17 protein-coding genes are annotated in these 18,420 nt (G+C 42.9%); 15 read left to right on the top strand and 2 right to left on the bottom strand.

Annotation, left to right across the window (positions count from 1 at the left end; translation table 11 throughout):
* Positions 1 to 72 precede the first annotated feature (72 nt).
* From deoC to LKJ51_RS03190, 10 genes are all read left to right on the top strand, one after another.
* Positions 73 to 744, top strand: coding sequence for a deoxyribose-phosphate aldolase (gene deoC, locus LKJ51_RS03235; RefSeq protein WP_291978834.1), 672 nt, complete (start codon positions 73 to 75; stop codon positions 742 to 744).
* Positions 745 to 759: 15 nt separating this feature from the next.
* Positions 760 to 1,953 carry a phosphopentomutase gene (locus LKJ51_RS03230; RefSeq protein ID WP_291978835.1) on the top strand — a complete coding sequence of 398 codons (1,194 nt, stop codon included), beginning with the start codon at positions 760 to 762 and terminating at the stop codon, positions 1,951 to 1,953.
* Between the two features lie 216 nt (positions 1,954 to 2,169).
* Positions 2,170 to 3,312, top strand: a complete 1,143-nt coding sequence (guaB, locus tag LKJ51_RS03225; RefSeq protein ID WP_291978836.1) for an IMP dehydrogenase — start codon at positions 2,170 to 2,172, stop codon at positions 3,310 to 3,312.
* Between the two features lie 122 nt (positions 3,313 to 3,434).
* Complete coding sequence (locus LKJ51_RS03220; protein ID WP_291978837.1) at positions 3,435 to 3,890, top strand: DUF441 domain-containing protein; 456 nt, start codon at positions 3,435 to 3,437, stop codon at positions 3,888 to 3,890.
* A gap of 321 nt (positions 3,891 to 4,211) precedes the next feature.
* Positions 4,212 to 5,135 (top strand): type II toxin-antitoxin system antitoxin SocA domain-containing protein, encoded by a 924-nt coding sequence (locus LKJ51_RS03215; protein WP_291978838.1) that lies wholly within the window; start codon positions 4,212 to 4,214, stop codon positions 5,133 to 5,135.
* 136 nt (positions 5,136 to 5,271) lie between these two features.
* Positions 5,272 to 6,303, top strand: coding sequence for an LCP family protein (locus tag LKJ51_RS03210; protein WP_291978839.1), 1,032 nt, complete (start codon positions 5,272 to 5,274; stop codon positions 6,301 to 6,303).
* Positions 6,304 to 6,623: 320 nt separating this feature from the next.
* Positions 6,624 to 7,313 carry a response regulator transcription factor gene (locus tag LKJ51_RS03205; RefSeq protein WP_291978840.1) on the top strand — a complete coding sequence of 230 codons (690 nt, stop codon included), beginning with the start codon at positions 6,624 to 6,626 and terminating at the stop codon, positions 7,311 to 7,313.
* A 28-nt stretch (positions 7,314 to 7,341) separates the two neighbouring features.
* Positions 7,342 to 8,481, top strand: coding sequence for a sensor histidine kinase (locus LKJ51_RS03200; RefSeq protein WP_291978841.1), 1,140 nt, complete (start codon positions 7,342 to 7,344; stop codon positions 8,479 to 8,481).
* 275 nt (positions 8,482 to 8,756) lie between these two features.
* Positions 8,757 to 9,638 carry an AzlC family ABC transporter permease gene (locus LKJ51_RS03195; RefSeq protein WP_291978843.1) on the top strand — a complete coding sequence of 294 codons (882 nt, stop codon included), beginning with the start codon at positions 8,757 to 8,759 and terminating at the stop codon, positions 9,636 to 9,638.
* A gap of 15 nt (positions 9,639 to 9,653) precedes the next feature.
* Positions 9,654 to 10,013, top strand: coding sequence for an AzlD domain-containing protein (locus LKJ51_RS03190; RefSeq protein ID WP_291978844.1), 360 nt, complete (start codon positions 9,654 to 9,656; stop codon positions 10,011 to 10,013).
* Between the two features lie 279 nt (positions 10,014 to 10,292).
* Here the strand turns inward: LKJ51_RS03190 and pyrE are convergent, their stop codons facing one another.
* Entirely contained in the window at positions 10,293 to 10,946 is a 654-nt protein-coding gene (pyrE, locus tag LKJ51_RS03185) for an orotate phosphoribosyltransferase (protein WP_291978845.1), read from the bottom strand.
* Between the two features lie 239 nt (positions 10,947 to 11,185).
* On the bottom strand, positions 11,186 to 12,241 hold the full coding sequence (locus LKJ51_RS03180; protein WP_291978846.1) for an AI-2E family transporter: 1,056 nt from the start codon (positions 12,239 to 12,241) through the stop codon (positions 11,186 to 11,188).
* Positions 12,242 to 12,377: 136 nt separating this feature from the next.
* Between LKJ51_RS03180 and LKJ51_RS03175 the strand changes: the two genes are divergently transcribed.
* The 5 genes from LKJ51_RS03175 (at position 12,378) to LKJ51_RS03155 (ending at position 18,366) form a co-directional block, all read left to right on the top strand.
* Complete coding sequence (locus LKJ51_RS03175) at positions 12,378 to 13,559, top strand: SAM-dependent methyltransferase (protein WP_291978847.1); 1,182 nt, start codon at positions 12,378 to 12,380, stop codon at positions 13,557 to 13,559.
* A 248-nt stretch (positions 13,560 to 13,807) separates the two neighbouring features.
* Complete coding sequence (gene purE / locus LKJ51_RS03170) at positions 13,808 to 14,293, top strand: 5-(carboxyamino)imidazole ribonucleotide mutase (protein ID WP_291978848.1); 486 nt, start codon at positions 13,808 to 13,810, stop codon at positions 14,291 to 14,293.
* Between the two features lies 1 nt (position 14,294).
* On the top strand, positions 14,295 to 15,410 hold the full coding sequence (gene purK, locus LKJ51_RS03165; protein ID WP_291978872.1) for a 5-(carboxyamino)imidazole ribonucleotide synthase: 1,116 nt from the start codon (positions 14,295 to 14,297) through the stop codon (positions 15,408 to 15,410).
* Positions 15,411 to 15,467: 57 nt separating this feature from the next.
* The gene (gene purB / locus LKJ51_RS03160; protein ID WP_291978849.1) at positions 15,468 to 16,763 is read left to right on the top strand and encodes an adenylosuccinate lyase; all 1,296 of its coding nucleotides are present in this window, start codon (positions 15,468 to 15,470) and stop codon (positions 16,761 to 16,763) included.
* A gap of 202 nt (positions 16,764 to 16,965) precedes the next feature.
* Positions 16,966 to 18,366, top strand: a complete 1,401-nt coding sequence (locus tag LKJ51_RS03155; RefSeq protein WP_291978850.1) for a DHA2 family efflux MFS transporter permease subunit — start codon at positions 16,966 to 16,968, stop codon at positions 18,364 to 18,366.
* Positions 18,367 to 18,420: the final 54 nt, after the last annotated feature.

Here is an 18,420-nt window from a genome sequence, read left to right as displayed (position 1 = left end):
CTGATAGTGGCTTTTTAACTAAGAAATTGATAATATGAAAGCGCATACAAAAATAAAAAGGCGTGATAGAAGATGAAGTTAAATCGCAGTCAGTTAGCAAAGTACCTCGATCACACGATGCTTAAACCAGAAGCAACAGCGACGATGATCGATCAAACGGTTCAGGAGGCAATTAAGTACCGGACAGCATCCGTTTGTGTTAATCCCTACTGGGTTAAGCGGGTTCACCAAGAATTAAACGGAACAGGAGTCAACACTTGTACGGTCATTGGCTTTCCTCTCGGGGCAACTTCAACGGCAAGCAAGGTTTTTGAGGCACGGCAGGCAATCAAAGATGGTGCGGACGAGCTCGATATGGTGATTAATATCGGTGAACTAAAGGCAAAGCATGATGATGCGGTAATGGCTGATATTAGGGCTGTAGCGGATGCGGTTCATCAGGAACAGCGGATTTTAAAAGTGATTATTGAAACAGCACTGCTAACGGATGAAGAAAAGATCCGAGCATGCAAATTGACGATTGCTGGTCAAGCAGACTTCGTTAAAACTTCTACCGGTTTTTCCAGTTCCGGAGCGCAAGTAGCCGATGTCGAACTAATGCGACAAACTGTTGGCGACGAAATAAAGGTAAAGGCTGCTGGAGGAATTCATAGTTATAATGAGGCGCTGGCAATGATTGAAGCGGGCGCGGATCGATTGGGAGTCTCTGCTTCGGTTAAGATTCTTAATGAAGCACAGGAATAATAGGGGGCAGGATAAATGACATATCAACGAGTATTTGCGATTGTTCTTGATTCGGTCGGGACTGGACAGGCAAAGGATGCAATTAAATTTGATGATGTTGGAGCTGATACTCTCGGTCATGTTGGTGAATATTATCAGGGAAACTTAAAGCTGCCTAACCTTGGTAAAATGGGGTTGAGTAACCTCCGAAAAATACCGGTTGAAGGGGTACCGGTTGCTAAACCAGCAATTGGTGATTATGGTCAAATGGCAGAAATTTCAGCCGGAAAAGATAGTATGAATGGTCATTGGGAAATGATGGGATTGCCATTAACTAAACCACTAGATACTTTCCCCAACGGTTTTCCTACAAGCTTAATCAAACAAATTGAAGGCTATTCTGGCCGAAAAGTGATCGTTAATAAGCCATATTCCGGAACACAAGTAATCCATGACTATGGCGAACGTCAAATGAAGACTGGAGAATTAATTATCTATACCTCGGGCGATTCAGTAATGCAAATTGCTGCTCACGAGGAAGTAATTCCGGTTGATGAATTGTACAAGATTTGTAAGTATGCACGAACATTGCTAAATGGGCCAGAGTATACGGTTGGTCGTGTGATTGCGCGTCCTTATATTGGTCCTGATCAGAATCATTTCGTCCGCACGGCCAATCGCCATGACTTCAGCTTGGCACCAACGGGAAGAACCGATCTAGAGCGGCTACAAGATGCCGGTTATGACGTAATTGGGATTGGCAAGATTAACGACATTTTCTCTGGTAGGGGAATTAGCCGTGGCTTTCATAATGAAAGTAACGCTGATGGGATGGATCATCTTGATAGTGTAATGCGGGAAGATTTCACTGGCTTTTGCTTTACCAACCTGGTTGATTTTGATGCTAAGTACGGTCATCGGCGGAATCCAAAGGGCTTTGGCGAGGCCCTGATGGAATTTGATCAACGCTTGGGTCATGTTCTTGATGAAATGCGTCCTGATGACTTACTACTTATTACGGCTGATCACGGGAACGATCCTGGCTTCCGGGGGACTGACCATACTCGGGAGAATGTTCCCCTGCTTGTCTACTCGCCAACGATGAAGGAAAGTAACCAGTCACTTGGTGTTCGTGCAACGTTTGCGGATCTTGGAGCAACAGTTTTGGATAACTTTAACGTCAAGGCCGAAAAGGGAACGAGCTTCTATCATGAAGTAAGGAATGATTGAAAAACGGATTTTTAGATTAGAGGTTAAAATGTAACCACTTAACTAGCGAACTTTTCTTGTAAATTGTGGCTATTTTTAACTAAATATTCGGTAATTTCCACTAAATGCCGAACATTATGTGAGTGAATGACAATTAATTTACTGTTTTTGTTGATTTTTGGCAAAATTGCTAGTAAAGTATAGCTAATCAAAATCAAAAAAGGAGTGTCTAGTCACATGTCAAATTGGGATACTAAGTTTGTCAAGAAAGGGTTAACGTTTGATGACGTCCTTTTGATTCCTGCAGAAAGCCACGTTTTACCAAACGAGGTTGACCTTAGTACGAAGTTAGCAGATAACATTAAGTTAAACATTCCGATCATCAGTGCCGGAATGGATACCGTTACTGAAGGAGCAATGGCCATTGCAATGGCGTTACAAGGTGGACTTGGGGTTGTTCACAAGAACATGTCCATCCAAGCTCAAGCTGGTGAAGTCGCTAACGTTAAGAGTGTTGTGGTTCCGTCTAGTGCAACTAAGGCAGCGGTTGATGACAAGAACCGCTTGCTTTGTGCCGCTGCGGTTGGTGTGACTAGTGATACATTTGAACGGGCACAAGCATTATTGGATGCTGGTGCGGACGCAATCGTAATTGATACCGCCCATGGTCACTCTGCTGGTGTTCTCCGGAAGATCAAGGAAATCCGTGATCACTTCCCAGACGTTACTTTGATTGCCGGAAATGTCGCTACTGGCTCAGCTACAAAGGCTCTTTATGATGCTGGTGTTGATGTAGTTAAGGTTGGTATCGGCCCTGGTTCAATTTGTACTACTCGGGTTGTTGCCGGTGTCGGTGTCCCACAAATCACTGCAATTTACGATGCCGCACAAGTTGCTCGTGAATACGGTAAGCCAATCATTGCCGATGGTGGTATTAAGTACTCTGGTGATGTTGTTAAGGCCTTGGCTGCTGGTGGAAACGCCGTAATGCTCGGTGGAATGCTCTCCGGTACTACTGAAGCACCTGGTGACGTCTACGAAGATAACGGTAAGAAGTACAAGGCATATCGTGGAATGGGTTCTGTTGGTGCTATGGCACAAGCTCATGGTTCTTCAGACCGTTACTTCCAAGGTGGCGTTAACGAAGCTAACAAGTTGGTTCCAGAAGGAATTGAAGCACGTGTCCCTTACAAGGGTGACGTTGCCGATGTCCTCTTCCAAATTGATGGTGGCCTTCGTTCAGGGATGGGTTATGTTGGTGCTCCTGACATCCCAACGATGATTGAAAATGCCCAATTTGTTCAAATTACCAATGCCGGTCTTCGTGAATCTCACCCTCACGATGTTCAAATTACTAAGGCAGCACCGAACTACAAATAGAGTGTGAGTCAGCATCCTGACGAACACGTTTTCTGCGTTAATTAAGTAATAAAATCTCCAAATGTTCGTTATTAACGAATATTTGGAGATTCTTTGTGTCTAGATGAAAGAAGGAAAAGTGGATGGAAAGTTGGTTATTCTTACTCTTGATTTTAGCGATCGCATATTGGGGACGGAATATGTCACTAATAATTGCGACTGTTGTTGTGATGGTTATGAAATTGACACCGGTAACTACCAAGTGGTTATCATTCGTTGGTTCAAAGGGAATCAATGGGGGAGTCACGATTATTTCGGTTGCCATCTTAGTACCGATTGCGTTAGGGCAAATTGGCTTTTCTGATCTGACAGCCGCTTTTAGATCGATCCCTGGTTGGGTTGCAATCATTGCCGGAATTGCAGTTGCGATCCTTTCAAAATACGGGATTGATCAGTTAGCAGATGTTCCCCAGATCACGGTAATGCTAGTATTAGGAACGATTATTGGAGTGGTCCTCTTTAAGGGAGTTGCTGCAGGACCAGTGATTGCTAGTGGGATGACTTACCTAATTGTTAGTTTATTTAATTTACATTATTAAAATCCTTGACATTAAATGATAGTGAATCTAGTAGATGAGTACTTATTGCCCAGTGTTTAGAGAACTTCCAGTTGATGAGAAGAGAGAAAACAAAATGGAATTTCAACAATCGAAGCTATTAAGTCGATTCCTACGATTAGTCAAGGATAAATTATCAAAAATGAGTGTATACTAAACTAACCTGATTAAAAAGATAATTTAAAAACAATCGTGATATATTGGAAGAGTGGAGTAATTAGTTCTTCACAAGGGACCTCGAGTCCGTATACCGATAGTGGTATTTATCAGTTTTCATCTTGATTATTAAAGGAGGAGGTTTATATGACTTACCAAAAGAACTTCACAACTACTTATACCATTAACGGACATGAGTACACAGTAACGGCACCGGCTCTTTTTGATAGTAACACCAATGAACTGATTCCAGATAAGGAGCTGGATGATCAAGCTGCCGAAATAGCTCGTCAACAATATCGTGATGAGATGGGCTTGTTGTCACCACAAGAGATAAAGCAGTACCGTGCTAAGGTAGGACTATCTCAACGTAATTTAGCTGAACTAACTGGATTAAGTCCAAACACCATCGCTCTTTACGAAGCTGGTGCGTTTCCTACTAAAGCCAATAATAGACTGCTAAAATCACTCATTGCTAGCGATGATGTGCTCCAACACTATATTGCTGATGAAAAGAATGATTACTCTGATGAGTTGATTTCAAAGGTTAATTCTTATCTAAGTAATAATGATGGTGTTGTTGAATCACAAAAGGAACAGCCTAAGTTTACGGCCGTACAATTAGCCAATTGGTTACGAGTTGAAAACTACTTTGCACGGGATAGCAATTTAAATATTGATCCGTTAACGCAAATGAAGGTCATTAAACTGCTCTATATTGCGTATGGGAGATTTTTAGCCGCAACCAGAAATAAATTATTTTCTTCAGCAATCGTTCACTTTCAATATGGTCCATTAATAACGGAAGTACATGATAAATTTAATGGTCAGACTGTTCTGGATATTGATAAACCAGATAAAGAAGCGATGGATGACTATAACCTAGTTTCACAAGATAGCGAGATTGTGGATCTTCTAAGTAAAGTGAACGAAGATTACATTAACTACAACGCTGCTCGACTAAGCAAGCAAACTCATCGGCCAGGTTCACCATGGTATCTAACTCCAGATCGAGAAGTGATTAAGGACCAATTGATTTTTGATACATTTAAACGTGGAATAGAGGAATAATGAAATTGATATATCAATTATTACCTACGTCATGTGAAAGATAGTTAATAATATCCGGATGAAATGTGATTCATTTTCGAGAACGTGATAGAATCTATCTGTGATTATGAATTAATAATTAATTTGGAGAGACGATATGAATAACCAATCGGAAAATGAATTTCCGTTGACCCGGGCTGAATATCAGCGGCGGATTCGCTGTGGTAATAATCAAGGCAATGGCAACGGGCCACGAAATCATCGTGGAAGAAAGATTTTTGGAATTATCATTTTAATTTTATTAATCCTTGTTGCGATCTTTGGTGGCCTGGCTTGGTATAACGCCAAGCAGACGAGTGACCAAATGTTTACGTCAGCGGGGGCTACTAAGCGGCGAAACGCGCAAAAGGTCCTTGAACAGAAACGACCAGTGTCAATCCTTTTACTGGGAACTGATACGGGTGACTTAGGGCGAACCTATAAGGGACGGACGGATACCATTATGGTGATGACCGTTAACCCGCAAACCAAGAAGACCACGTTAATGAGTATTCCGCGGGATATGAAGGTTAACTTGCCAGGATACGAAGATGAATCACCAGCAAAGATCAACGCGGCCTACGCATATGGCGGTACAAAGGAAACAATCAATACCGTTCAGAAGTATTTCAATATTCCAATCGACTACTATGCTTTGGTTAACATGGCAGGGATGAAGCAAGCAATTAACCAGGTTGGTGGGGTTACCGTTACTTCACCGCTTACCTTTACGTATGAAGGCTATTCCTTTACAAAGGGCGTTTCTGAGCATATGAACGGAACGAAAGCCTTGAAGTTCTGTCGGATGCGATATGATGATCCAAAGGGTGACTACGGTCGTCAACAGCGGCAGAAGATGGTGATCATGGCGTTATTGAAAAAGTCTGCATCTTATAAGACCGTTCTTAACCAGAAGTTCTTAAAGACGGTTTCAAAGAATGCTCATACCGACTTGACTTTTGATAACATGATGACTCTTGCCAAGTCCTACCGTCAGGCAACGAAGAATATCCAGCAGGGCCACGTCCAAGGAACCGATGACGATTCCGATGGCCAATCATTCCAAGATGTTTCCTATAACGAACGCCAACGAGTATCGAATACTTTGCGGAAGAGCCTTGGCTTGGAGCCGGTGGATATTGATGAATAGAAGCTGGGAAACAACCTTCTCGGGAGCCTGGTGGGCTAACCTAGAACGATGAATGATGATGCAATCATCAGAGTCGTTCGTAGCCAAATAGGCTTGCTTCGCTGCGTTAGCCTCGAAGGCTCCGGTTGTTTCCCGCGATTAGACTATGTAGACTTAAAGACTAATAAAAATAAAGGGATGAGAATGCTAATTTTCTCATCCCTTTTCCCACTCTTTCTCCTAAATTTTCTTTAAACTATTCCCTGAAATGCCACCGCTGGGATCAATAAACGCTTATAATGGTTAATTAGGAAGAATTGTATTCAAGGGGTGGATAAAGAATGAAGATTTTAGTAGTCGATGATGATAAAGAAATCGTTCAATTGTTGGAAATATATATTCGCAATGAAGGCTACGAGCCAGTCACTGCTTATGACGGCAAGGAAGCACTGACAAAGTTAAATACAAATCCTGATATTGCCTTGATCATCCTTGATCTAATGATGCCAGAAATGGACGGGATGCAAGTGATTAAGCAAGTACGGAAAGACTCAGATATTCCAATTCTTGTCCTTTCAGCTAAGACTGCCGATATGGATAAGATCCAAGGGTTAATTAGTGGTGCTGATGATTATGTCACCAAGCCATTTAACCCACTTGAAGTAATGGCGCGAGTAAAGTCATTATTACGTCGGAGTCAAGGAGAAGTAACGAACGACACTCCAGATATCTTAAATGTTGGTCCGTTGACAATTAACAAGGATTCCCACGAGGTTAAAACGATCAAGGGGGATACCATCCAATTGACCGCGTTAGAATTTGGCATCCTTTACTTACTAGCTAGTCACCCGAACCGGGTCTTCTCTGCTGATGACATTTTTGAACGGGTTTGGCAACAGGAAAGCGTTGTTTCTGCTAAGACCGTAATGGTTCACGTTAGCCACTTGCGGGATAAGATCGAAGAAGCAACTAATGGTGAAAAGGTTATCCAAACCGTTTGGGGTGTTGGTTACAAGGTTGAAAATCATTAGTCTGTAGTGAAATGATGGAGGAGACAATTTGAAACTAACGGGACGGGAAAAAAGTTCGTTAATCCTGGAAGGGGTCGTCACGGTAATCCTGCTGGTTTTATTGGATATGGCAATTATCACGATTGCCCAGGATATTATCCAGAGTAATCCGGGCATCACTAGCGGGATCTTTATGATTAAACAATCAATGCGGATTGGCCCGATGCAAGCACAGATCTGGAGTTACCAGCGGATATTAATCGCGATCCTTGTTGTGATTAATATCTGGGTTGTTTGGTGGCGATTGCGTCGGCGTTATCATCTCTATCAGATGAACCACATTATCCGTGAATTACATTATATTGCCCAGGGACATTTGGATCACCGGATTCCGTTCCGCCTCAAGGGAAGCGAACAGCACGTGATTACAAGCGTGAATGCCCTGGTTGATAGTGCTGTGCAGTCAATGGATGACGAACGAAAGATTGAAAAGTCAAAGGATGAGCTGATTACTAACGTCAGTCACGACTTGCGGACACCATTAACCAGTATCATTGGATATTTGGGCTTGGTTGAGGATAAGCAATATCGAAATGAAGAGGATATCCTTAAATACACTCATATTGCTTACGAGAAGGCCAAACAGATGAAGAACCTGGTTGAGGACCTTTTTGAATATACTAAGGTTCAGCAGCACGGCAGTCCGGTTAATATTATGAAAATTGATCTTAACCAGTTATTGGAACAGTTAACTGCTAGCTTCGAGCTTGAGGCCCAGCATAAGGGAATCGAAATTAAGTCATCGGTAAAACCGAACCCGTTGATGATCGAAGCCGATCCGGAGAAGCTTGGACGGGTATTCAGTAATTTGGTTGCGAACGCCTTAAAGTATGGCAATGGCGCCAGTTACATCAAGATTACCGCTCGTCAGGAGCAAGAGCAGGTGAGAGTTAAGGTCAGCAATGACGGAACCCCAATCCCGGCAAAATCAATTGATCACCTATTTGAACGGTTTTATCGGGCAGAAGGATCACGTTCACGAGCAACCGGTGGGACTGGTTTAGGCCTAGCAATTGTTAAGAGTATTGTTGACCTCCACCATGGTAGCGTCCAGGTAACGTCTGATGAAGATGAAACCAGCTTTATCGTTACCTTACCCTTGAAACAAGCACAAGCTAAAAAGAATTAGTAGCTAAAACATCAGGACTTCGCAATTAATCCTGATGTTTTTATATTCAGCCGTTTTTGAATGTGTTAAACTGAAGGATGGTTATGAGAGTGGGACAGAACTAGCTTACCTAGTTCGTTGTCCCACCTCCGCAAGGATGGCTAGGTTGGTCAAATGCTGATTTATCAGCGTTTGAACTGCCAGCCAGCTACTGCGTTATTGCATTATCATCTTTAAAATAGTAAAGAGACTGAGTTAATTCCCAGCCTCAAACACATTTTATTGGAGGAAATTCTGTGGCTAAAGCGCAACAAATTAATCCCGAAAAAGCACGCTGGCTAGAAGTTTTAGGCATTGCAATGCCACTTTGCTTAAGTTATGTTCCAATTGGGGTAGCTTGTGGTATTTTATTGCATGCGGCGGGTTTTAACTTTATCATGACGTTGATCGTCTCGATCGTGGTCTTCTCTGGTGGTGCCCAGTTTATTCTGGCATCGCTCCTAACGATTCACGCACCGTTAAGTTCGATCTTCGTGACCCTTTTCTTTCTTGAATTGCGGTATGCTTTGCTCGGCTCAAGTCTTTCAAAATATATCAAATCCGAATCACAGCACTTTATCTGGCTGTTTGCCGTGTCGATGAACGACGAAAACTATGCAGTTAACTATTTGAAATTTGCCACTGATAAGAAGTGGAAACCAAAAGATGCATTGTTAGTTGAGCACTATTCATTGCTTTCTTGGTCAGTTTCGAACATGGTTGGAGGGTTAATCGGGAGCACGATTTCGATTAACCTTGAAGTGGTTGACTTTGCTTTGACGGCGCTCTTTATTTACATGATTGTGATGCAAATGCGCAGTCATTTAACGCTGATTATTTGTTTGCTTTCAGCAGTCTTAGCCATCTTCTTCATGGTGATTACGCACAGTATTATCGGTGTTGTTATTGCCACGCTAATTGCTTCGTTTGTTGGTTTCTTGATTGAAAATACAGTCCGGAACCATTCAAAGAAGCCTGATGATAACTGGTTCCTCACCAAGCTCTTCCGACCACGGGCTACCCGGATTACGGTTGAAGACCAAAGGGCCGAGGAAGAAGAAGTTCTGGAAGAAAAAGAAGAACAACAAAAGGAACAGTCAACTGATTCTCACTTACCCGAATCAAAGCAGCATGATTAATTGGAGACTAATAGTATGGATTTTTTAGTATCTCGAATCGCTAGTAATCAAATCGTTTACCATATTGTCGTGATTATTTTTGCGGCATTTGCGGCATTTATTCCACGGTATTTTCCAATTCATTTTTTCTCATCAAGAAAGATTCCTGAATGGTTTAATGAATGGATGAAGTACGTGCCAATCAGTTTGTTTACTGCGTTGGTAATTAAAAACATCTTTATTACTACGAAGGGTTATCATTTTGTTCCCTATGATCACCCGGACCAGATCATCGCAGCGGTGATTGTAATGATCATTGCCTACTTTACCCGGTCAATGTCAATTTCAGTAATTGCGGGATTGGTTGGTGTTTGGTTGTTAAACATGGTTCTATAAAATTAGAAAAAGGCGGATATGACGATTGTCATGTCTGCCCTTTTTTAAAGTTATTTGGAGTACTTCGTTTTTTTGGGGGTGTTAATTAGATTTGGAGTTCGACTGCGACTGAGTAGAGATCTGTTCGCCAGGAACTTGCTAGAGTTATGTTCTACTGCAACCGAGTCGAAACGCGTTCAGCCTAACCTTCCTCGAGCTAACGACCTCCTTCCTAGGCGCAAGACGCCTTCGTCAGGAGAAATCGTTAGCCACCGGAAGGTTTTAACGGCTTCACGCTCTCTATTTTGCAATCTTCAATTCTCTATCGTTGCTCCATTGCATTGGGTTTTGGCGCCATTGTTGGAGGGATTCGAGGTGTTCGGCGCTGATGAGGCCGGTTTCTTTAGCGAGGTTGATGAGGGTGGTGTAGTTGGTTACTGAGAAGTATTGAAGGTCGTTGGCCATGAAGTTTTGTTCAGCGGCTTGAAGTTGGTAGGTGAAGATTGAAACGACACCGATAACTTCGGCACCTTCATTTTCAACGGCGTGAACGGCATTGAGAACACTGCCACCGGTTGAGATGAGGTCATCAACAACGACAACCTTTTCGCCTTCGTGAAGGACACCTTCTACTTGCTTACCTTCACCGTGGTCCTTTGGCTTAGTGCGAACGTAAACCATTGGGAGGCCCATTTCTTGAGCGACTCCGGTAGCGTGAGGGATTCCTGCAGTGGCGGTTCCGGCGATTGCGTCAACGTCGCCAAAGTGGAGCTTGATTTGTTCTTCCATTCCGTTAACGATTGCTTGACGAACATCTGGGTATGAGATGGTTAAGCGATTATCGGTGTAGATTGGGGCCTTCATTCCACTAGCCCAAGTGAATGGTTTTTCGGGGCTTAAAGTAACTGCATTAATGTATAATAGCGCCTTAGCAACACGTTGTGAGTATGTCATAAGTATTTCCTCCTAGGTGAATCCAAAAGTGTATCTTCAAAATACCTAGTTGAAATAATTGACGCAGGTTCTGACTGCCCATCCATTACATAAAAAGAAAACCTCTCTAGTAATGGACTAGAAAGGTAGATCGATACTTATTACGTTCAATTAAATCCTTCCTAGCCTCTCTGGACTAAGTTAAAGGTATTTCATTGCTGAATATAGTAGCCTGTAGGTTGAAAAATGTCAAGGCTAAATTATTCTTTATTTTTTTCGTGATGCTGGATTTTAAGAGAGTGGTGCTTCTTCTTGATTGATTTAACGCCAAGAATATCCAACAGGAAGGTAAAGATCGGGACACCAACGATTAATCCCCAAGTACCAAAGAAGTGTTCAGCGACTAGCAGGACAATAAACGTGTAAAAAATCGGTAATTCTGTTTTGCTCGACATGAATTTCGGGTTCAAAACGTAAGCCTCAAGGGCATGGATAACACAGATCATGATCAGAATGTAGATCACATCGCGGATCCCACCGACTGAGTAGGCAACCATTGAAAGGGGGATCAGTGAGATGATCACCCCGGCAACGGGAACTAGACTAAAGATAAAGACCATCAAGGCCAGGGCGAAGATTTGCGGCATGTGCATGAAGAAGAGGCAAATCGTTGTGATTACTGTATTACAAATTGCAATGAAGACCTGGGCTTCTAGGACTACCCCAAAGGTATTGACGAACTTTTTACCAAAGTAGTCAATGTCACTAAAGAACCAGCCATAGTCGCTATCGCGGAAGGTTCGCGAAAACTCGTTCATTTGATCTAGTTCGAGGGTATAGAAGAAGCTAAGGATAAATGATAGCAGGAAGGTAATCGTCATTGTACCGATGCTGGTCAACGTGCTGACGGCGATGGTGACCCCATGTTTGAGTTGTGACATAATTGTGCCCCAGCTGATGTAGTGATTGACGTAGCGCATGATCTCAGTTGCTTGTTGTGAACTGTAAAATTTCACCACGGAATTAGCCATTTTAATAACCTGGTTAACCAAAACTGGCAGGTAGCGAGTCACCCCGACATAGATTGCTGCGATTAATGCAATGTAAGTGACGATTACCGTGACGGTCGTTGAGACTCGTGGAAGATGCCTTTGAACCCAGCGAACCCAACTGACAACGATAAAGGTTAAGATAAAAGTAAACAGGATTAAGTTCATCATTGGTCTAAGCAGCCACAGGGCAAAAATAACTATGGCTAGGACCACGAAACGACGTAATCTAACATTAGCAATAAACCGGTGCCAAGCATCAGTCATTGTATCCCCTCCTCTAATTTAAAAACTAATCACCCTAATCTTAGCAAACAATTAACGGGCTAAACAATAGATCGCAGTATTTTGCATTGAAGTGTTATAATGATCTCATACTTTTTTGAAAGAGGGATTCGTCGAAATGTTAGAAAAGACGTTCTATAAGTCACTGTTAAGTCACTCATTTAATATTCCAGTTAAGGTTGTTTTCTGGGATGGTAAGAGTGTTGTTTATGGTGACGGGGAACCAGAAGTAACTATTACCTTTAAGGAAAAGATTCCGATTCGTGATGTTACGAAGAACGCCTCCATTGCCCTTGGGGAAGCATATATGGATGGCAAGATTGAAATTGACGGCAGCATTCAGAAGCTGATCACAGCAGCGTACGAAAGTGCCGGTAGTTTCATGCGCAATTCTAAGTTCCGGAAGTTTTTGCCAAAGCAGGGACACTCCGAAAAGGAAAGTGAAAATGATGTTCAAAGTCACTACGATGTTGGGAACGACTTTTACAAGTTATGGCTTGATGACACCTTAACTTACTCTTGTGCGTACTTTGATCATGGTAACCGTGACGACTTGACTAAGGCACAAGTTGACAAGGTTCACCATATTTTGAAGAAACTTGATCCTAAGCCAGGTAAGACTTTGCTAGACATTGGTTGTGGTTGGGGAACCCTAATGCTTACTGCGGCTAAGGAATACGGCTTGCGAGTTACCGGGGTGACCTTGAGCGAAGAACAATTCAACCTCGTTCAAAAGCGGATCAAGGATGATGGTCTGGAAGACGTTGCGGAAGTTCTGCTGGTTGACTACCGTGAACTTGGCGACCGGAAATGGGACTACATTACTTCAGTGGGAATGTTTGAACACGTTGGTAAGGAGAACCTTGGTCTGTACTTCAAAGATATCTATAAGTATCTTGCTAGCGATGGTGTAGCCTTGATCCACGGGATCACCCGTCAACAGGGTGGGGCTTACAACGGTTGGATCAACAAGTACATCTTCCCTGGTGGTTATATTCCAGGTCTTGGTGAAATGGTCGGTCACATCATTGAAAACGATATGCAGATTGCCGATATTGAAATGCTTCGGCGGCACTACCAACGGACTCTTGAGATCTGGGACATGAACTTCAATGCCCACCGTTCTCAAATCGAAGACATGATGGGTGAACGCTTCACCCGGATGTGGGACCTTTACCTCCAAGCCTGCGCCGCTTCCTTCGAATCTGGTAATATCGACGTTATCCAATACCTTATTACCAAAGGCGCTTCCGGCAAAAACCTGCCAATGACGAGGGATTACATCTACGAGGAAAAGTAGGGCGAACATATTTCGGCTATGCTGCAGTAGAATTGCTAGCTCTAGCGAGTTCCTGGCGAACAGATCTAGACTATTTTGTAGTAGAACACAAACAATCTGGCAACGAATACCAACATTCATTGCCAGATTATTTTTTATCTTTAGCATACACGAACTATATATCTTTAAAATTAAATTTAGTTCGTAAAAATATTGTATTCATAAAAATAATTTGTTATCCTTAAAGCAGTTTTTAAGGAGGTCCAATTATGAGTGCAATCAGTATTGTAATGGGTAGTAAGTCAGATTGGCCAACGGTTAAAGAGGGATGCAAGATCCTTGATCAGTTTGGCGTTGACTATGATAAGAACGTTATTTCTGCTCACCGGATGCCAAATGAAATGTTCGCTTTTGCGCAAAATGCGGTAAAAAATGGGACAAAGGTAATTATCGCATGTGCTGGTGGTGCGGCACACTTGCCGGGGATGGTTGCTGCGAACACACCACTGCCGGTTATTGGAATTCCCGGTCAAACGAAAGCGCTAGGAGGAATGGATTCACTTCTCTCGATCGTTCAAATGCCTGCAGGAATTCCGGTTGCTACTCAGGCAATTGGCGTTGCTGGTGCAAAAAATGCTGCCTTATTGGCACTCCAGATTTTAGGAATTAGCGATCTACAAATTCAACAACAGATTCTTGATTACCGAAAAGCAATGCACGATCAATCAGTAGAAAGCGGTGCACACCTTGACTAAAATGATTCAACAAGGTCAGACAATTGGAATTATTGGTGGCGGCCAGCTTGGTCAGATGATGGCATTGGATGCCAAGTATACGGGGATGAAGGTCATCGTTTTGGATCCAACGCCCGCTTGTCCTGCTGGTCAGGTGGCGGACGACCAGATCGTGGCCGAGTATGCAGACGTGAAGGCGATCGAAGAGTTGGCTCGCCGGTCGGATGTTTTAACCTATGAATTTGAGAACGTTGACTTGAATGCCTTACGGGACGTTGCTGACAAGGTTTATATTCCTCAAGGGACTAACCTGTTATACACCACTAAGAACCGAATCCGTGAAAAGACCTTTCTTCGTAATGCCGGTTTGAAGACGGCACCGTTTATGGCGGTTAAAAACGCGGCGGATTTGAAAAAAGCAGTTAGGAAAATCGGCTATCCATCAGTCTTGAAGACCTGTGAGGGTGGCTATGATGGTCATGGTCAGGAAGTCCTTCATGATGATGCCGATTTGGCAAAGTGCTCGGGAATCCTTTCTACTGGCGATGCAATCCTTGAAGGCTGGGTTCCCTTTAAGTTAGAGTGCTCAGTGATGGTTGGTCGGAATGAGAACGGGGAAGTAACGGTTTTTCCGGTTTCCGAAAATATTCACCATAACGAGATATTGCACCTTAGTATCGTCCCGGCACGGATTAGTCCTGAACTGCAGGAAAAAGCTAAGCAAATGGCGGTCAAGATTGCCCATTCGATTGACTTACGGGGGATCCTTGGTGTTGAGATGTTTGTCGGCAATGATGGTGAAATATACATTAATGAATTGGCACCCCGGCCGCATAATTCGGGTCACTATTCGATTGAAGCTTGCAACTTCTCCCAATTTGCGATCCACAACCGCGCAATCTGCAACTGGCCATTACCAAAGATTGAATTACTCCACCATGTCGTCATGGTCAACGTCCTCGGTCAACACGTTGCGGGAGTTCGTAATGAGATTGCCAAGAAGCCTAATTGGCATTTCCATGACTACGGGAAGGCTGAAGTTCGTCATAACCGGAAGATGGGTCACGTGACAATTTTGACTGATGATTTCGCTAAGACATTGGAAGAAATTGATGATACTCATATTTGGGATAAATAATTCCCAGAACATGGTATATTGTTATTGAGAGAAATAATTAGAGAGGATTTTTAACTAATGATTGATCGTTATACTAGTCCAGAAATGGCGAAAATTTGGAGCTTGGAAACCCAATACCAATGTTGGTTAGAAGTTGAGATTGCGGCGGACGAAGCCTGGAGTAAGCTTGGTCATATTCCGGCTGAAGACGTTGAAAAGATCCGTAAGAATGCGAAATTTTCCGTTGACGGAATCGCTAAAATTGAAGCTGTTACCCACCATGATGTGATTGCCTTTACCCGGGATGTCTCAAAGTCACTTGGTCCAGAACGGAAGTGGGTTCACTACGGGATGACCAGTACCGATGTTGTTGATACTGCCCAGGGACTTCGTCTGAAGAAAGCTAATGACATCATTCGCAAGGATATCGACGACTTCATGGCAGTTCTGAAGAAGATGGCCGAGAAGTACAAGTACACCGTCTGCATGGGCCGGACCCATGGTGTTCATGCGGAACCAACGACCTTTGGCTTAAAGGCTGCCCGTTGGTATTCAGAAATGAAGCGGAATAAGGAACGGTTCGAACACGCTGCTCGTGGTGTTGAAGCAGGGAAGATTTCCGGTGCTGTTGGAACGTTCGCTGAAATCGATCCGTTCGTGGAAAAGTATGTTTGTGAACGACTTGGGTTACGGGCTCAAGAAATTTCAACTCAAGTCCTTCCCCGTGATCTTCACGCAGAATACATTTCCGCAATTGCCTTAATGGGGACTAGTTTGGAAAACATGGCAACCGAAATTCGGTCATTACAACGGACCGAAATTCATGAAGTTGAAGAACACTTTGCTAAGGGACAAAAGGGTTCATCCGCAATGCCCCATAAGCGGAACCCGATTGGCTCAGAAAACATTACCGGTTGTGCCCGGGTTCTTCGGGGAAATGTTGTTACGGCGATGGAAGATGTCACCCTTTGGCACGAACGGGACATTTCCCACTCCAGTGCTGAACGGATGATTTTACCAGATTCCACTTCCTTAATTGATTACATGCTCCGTCGCTTTGGCCGGATCTTGGATAACCTCGATGTCTTCCCAGAAACGATGAAGAAGAACATGGATAAAACTCTTGGCTTGATTTACAGTGGCCGGGTTCTCTTGAAGCTGGTTAATAGCGGGATGACTCGTGAAGCGGCTTATGATTTGATCCAACCATACACTGCTAAGTGCTGGGCAGAACAGATTCCGTTCCGGCCATTGCTTGAAGCTGACCCAACGATTCAAAAGCAACTCTCTAAGGAAGACCTTGACGATGCCTTTGACTACCACTGGCACCTTCGTCACGTTGATGACATTTTTAAGCGGGTTGGTTTAGATTAAGCTAATTAAATTCTGTTTTTGAGCAATTTAACACTAGCTTTAAAAAGCAGAATATTGTAAAGTACTATTAATACGTAATTATTTAAAGACGTCTAGTATTGATTTGCTCAATATTAACACGGGGAGTAGGGGGTACCTATCTATAGCCAGATAGGTACTCCTTTTTTGCGTTTAAATATAATTGAAAAGAGGTTATAAATAGATGGATCAAAAAATTAAGCACCCATATCTAGTTATTTCAGGAATGCTGTTAGGGGCCTTTGTGGGAATGTTTAGTGAAACCTCACTAAACATCGCCTTACCGACACTGGTAAAAAGTTTTTCAACCACGACTTCAACAGTTCAATGGTTAGTGACCGGTTATATGCTGGTGATTGGAATTATCTTACCGTTATCTAGTATTATTTCGAAATGGTTTACAACCCGCCAAATTATTAGTTTTGCATTAATTGACTTTATGGTGGGGGCAATTATTTCGGCACTAGCGCCTAACTTTCCGGCTTTACTAGCTGGCCGAATGATTCAGGGGATCGGTACCGGCCTTATTTTGCCGTTAATGTTTGCCGTTACGATGCAGGTCTTTCCCCCACAGAAGATTGGGACGGCAATTGGTGTTAACGGGCTGGTAATTATGTTTGCACCAGCTATTGGACCAACGCTAACTGGTTTTATCTTAGGCAAACTTTCCTGGAATTGGATTTTCTGGTTGTTTGTGCCGTTTCTTGCCATTGCTTTGTTATTTACGTTAAGGTTCTTAGTTAATATTGAAAAGGTTACCCGACCACGAGTAGACAAGCTTTCAATTTTTGAATCTGCAGTAGGTTGTTCGTGTATTGTTGTTGGTGTCAGCTTTGCTAGTACCTTTGGCTGGCTCTCATGGCAGGTATTAGCCTTCTTGATAGTCGGGATCATTATTTTAGCAGCCTACGCTGTTCGGCAAATTAAATTGCCAGTACCAATTCTGAAACTACAAACTCTTAAGGATAAGAACTTTGCAATTTGTGTTTTGATTGTCATGCTTGATTTTGGGATGATGCTCTCAGCAATGTACTTACTACCAATGTACATTCAAAATAGTTTACTCCTTCCCGTTGCTTTGACCGGGATTGTCATGTTGCCAGGGGGCGTTGTTAATGCAATAACATCTGCCATTGCCGGGAGAATTTATGATTATGCGGGATTTAAGAAGCCAGCGGTATTTGGCTTTATCATTGCTTTGATAGGGGCGGTTATGTTGGCATTTAGTACCGTCCATACTTCGATTGCGTACATTATTACAGCTAATGTTATTTTGATGATTGGTGGACCACTAGCAATGTCACCAGTGCAAAGTGGTGCCCTTAATTCCCTTTCAGCAGCAGATTCTGGGGATGGTTCGACCATCTTAAATACGGTTCAACAGATCTTTGGTGCTGTTTGTACAGCAATTGCCACTAGTCTTCTAGGAATGGGGCAACGCTCAGTTAGTGGGAGTGCTCCTGTTAAGTTCGTTACCGGATTTCACTACGGACTTGGCTTTACCATTACTGTAATTATTGTTGGAATTATGTTAGTTACTCTGACTAAGGAGCAACGGACGTCAAAGGGTGTTGATTTGAATTAAAAAAAGCAACCTAGGATTATCACTTTGAAATAATCCTAGGTTGTTTTAGTGGTT

This window comes from Limosilactobacillus sp. (genome assembly GCF_022651205.1).
Classification (GTDB): Bacteria; Bacillota; Bacilli; order Lactobacillales; family Lactobacillaceae; genus Limosilactobacillus.
This window is presented reverse-complemented; position numbering and strand designations above follow the sequence as displayed.

Excerpts from the sequence above, each read along its gene's own strand:
- LKJ51_RS03205 (WP_291978840.1), top strand. The coding sequence starts at position 6,624 with ATGAAGATTTTAGTAGTCGATGATGATAAAGAAATCGTTCAATTGTTG.
- LKJ51_RS03220 (WP_291978837.1), top strand. The coding sequence starts at position 3,435 with ATGGAAAGTTGGTTATTCTTACTCTTGATTTTAGCGATCGCATATTGG.
- guaB (WP_291978836.1), top strand. The coding sequence starts at position 2,170 with ATGTCAAATTGGGATACTAAGTTTGTCAAGAAAGGGTTAACGTTTGAT.
- LKJ51_RS03210 (WP_291978839.1), top strand. The coding sequence starts at position 5,272 with ATGAATAACCAATCGGAAAATGAATTTCCGTTGACCCGGGCTGAATAT.
- pyrE (WP_291978845.1), bottom strand. The coding sequence starts at position 10,946 with ATGACATACTCACAACGTGTTGCTAAGGCGCTATTATACATTAATGCA.
- LKJ51_RS03155 (WP_291978850.1), top strand. The coding sequence starts at position 16,966 with ATGGATCAAAAAATTAAGCACCCATATCTAGTTATTTCAGGAATGCTG.
- purE (WP_291978848.1), top strand. The coding sequence starts at position 13,808 with ATGAGTGCAATCAGTATTGTAATGGGTAGTAAGTCAGATTGGCCAACG.
- LKJ51_RS03190 (WP_291978844.1), top strand. The coding sequence starts at position 9,654 with ATGGATTTTTTAGTATCTCGAATCGCTAGTAATCAAATCGTTTACCAT.
- deoC (WP_291978834.1), top strand. The coding sequence starts at position 73 with ATGAAGTTAAATCGCAGTCAGTTAGCAAAGTACCTCGATCACACGATG.
- LKJ51_RS03215 (WP_291978838.1), top strand. The coding sequence starts at position 4,212 with ATGACTTACCAAAAGAACTTCACAACTACTTATACCATTAACGGACAT.
- purB (WP_291978849.1), top strand. The coding sequence starts at position 15,468 with ATGATTGATCGTTATACTAGTCCAGAAATGGCGAAAATTTGGAGCTTG.
- LKJ51_RS03175 (WP_291978847.1), top strand. The coding sequence starts at position 12,378 with ATGTTAGAAAAGACGTTCTATAAGTCACTGTTAAGTCACTCATTTAAT.
- purK (WP_291978872.1), top strand. The coding sequence starts at position 14,295 with ATGATTCAACAAGGTCAGACAATTGGAATTATTGGTGGCGGCCAGCTT.
- LKJ51_RS03180 (WP_291978846.1), bottom strand. The coding sequence starts at position 12,241 with ATGACTGATGCTTGGCACCGGTTTATTGCTAATGTTAGATTACGTCGT.
- LKJ51_RS03230 (WP_291978835.1), top strand. The coding sequence starts at position 760 with ATGACATATCAACGAGTATTTGCGATTGTTCTTGATTCGGTCGGGACT.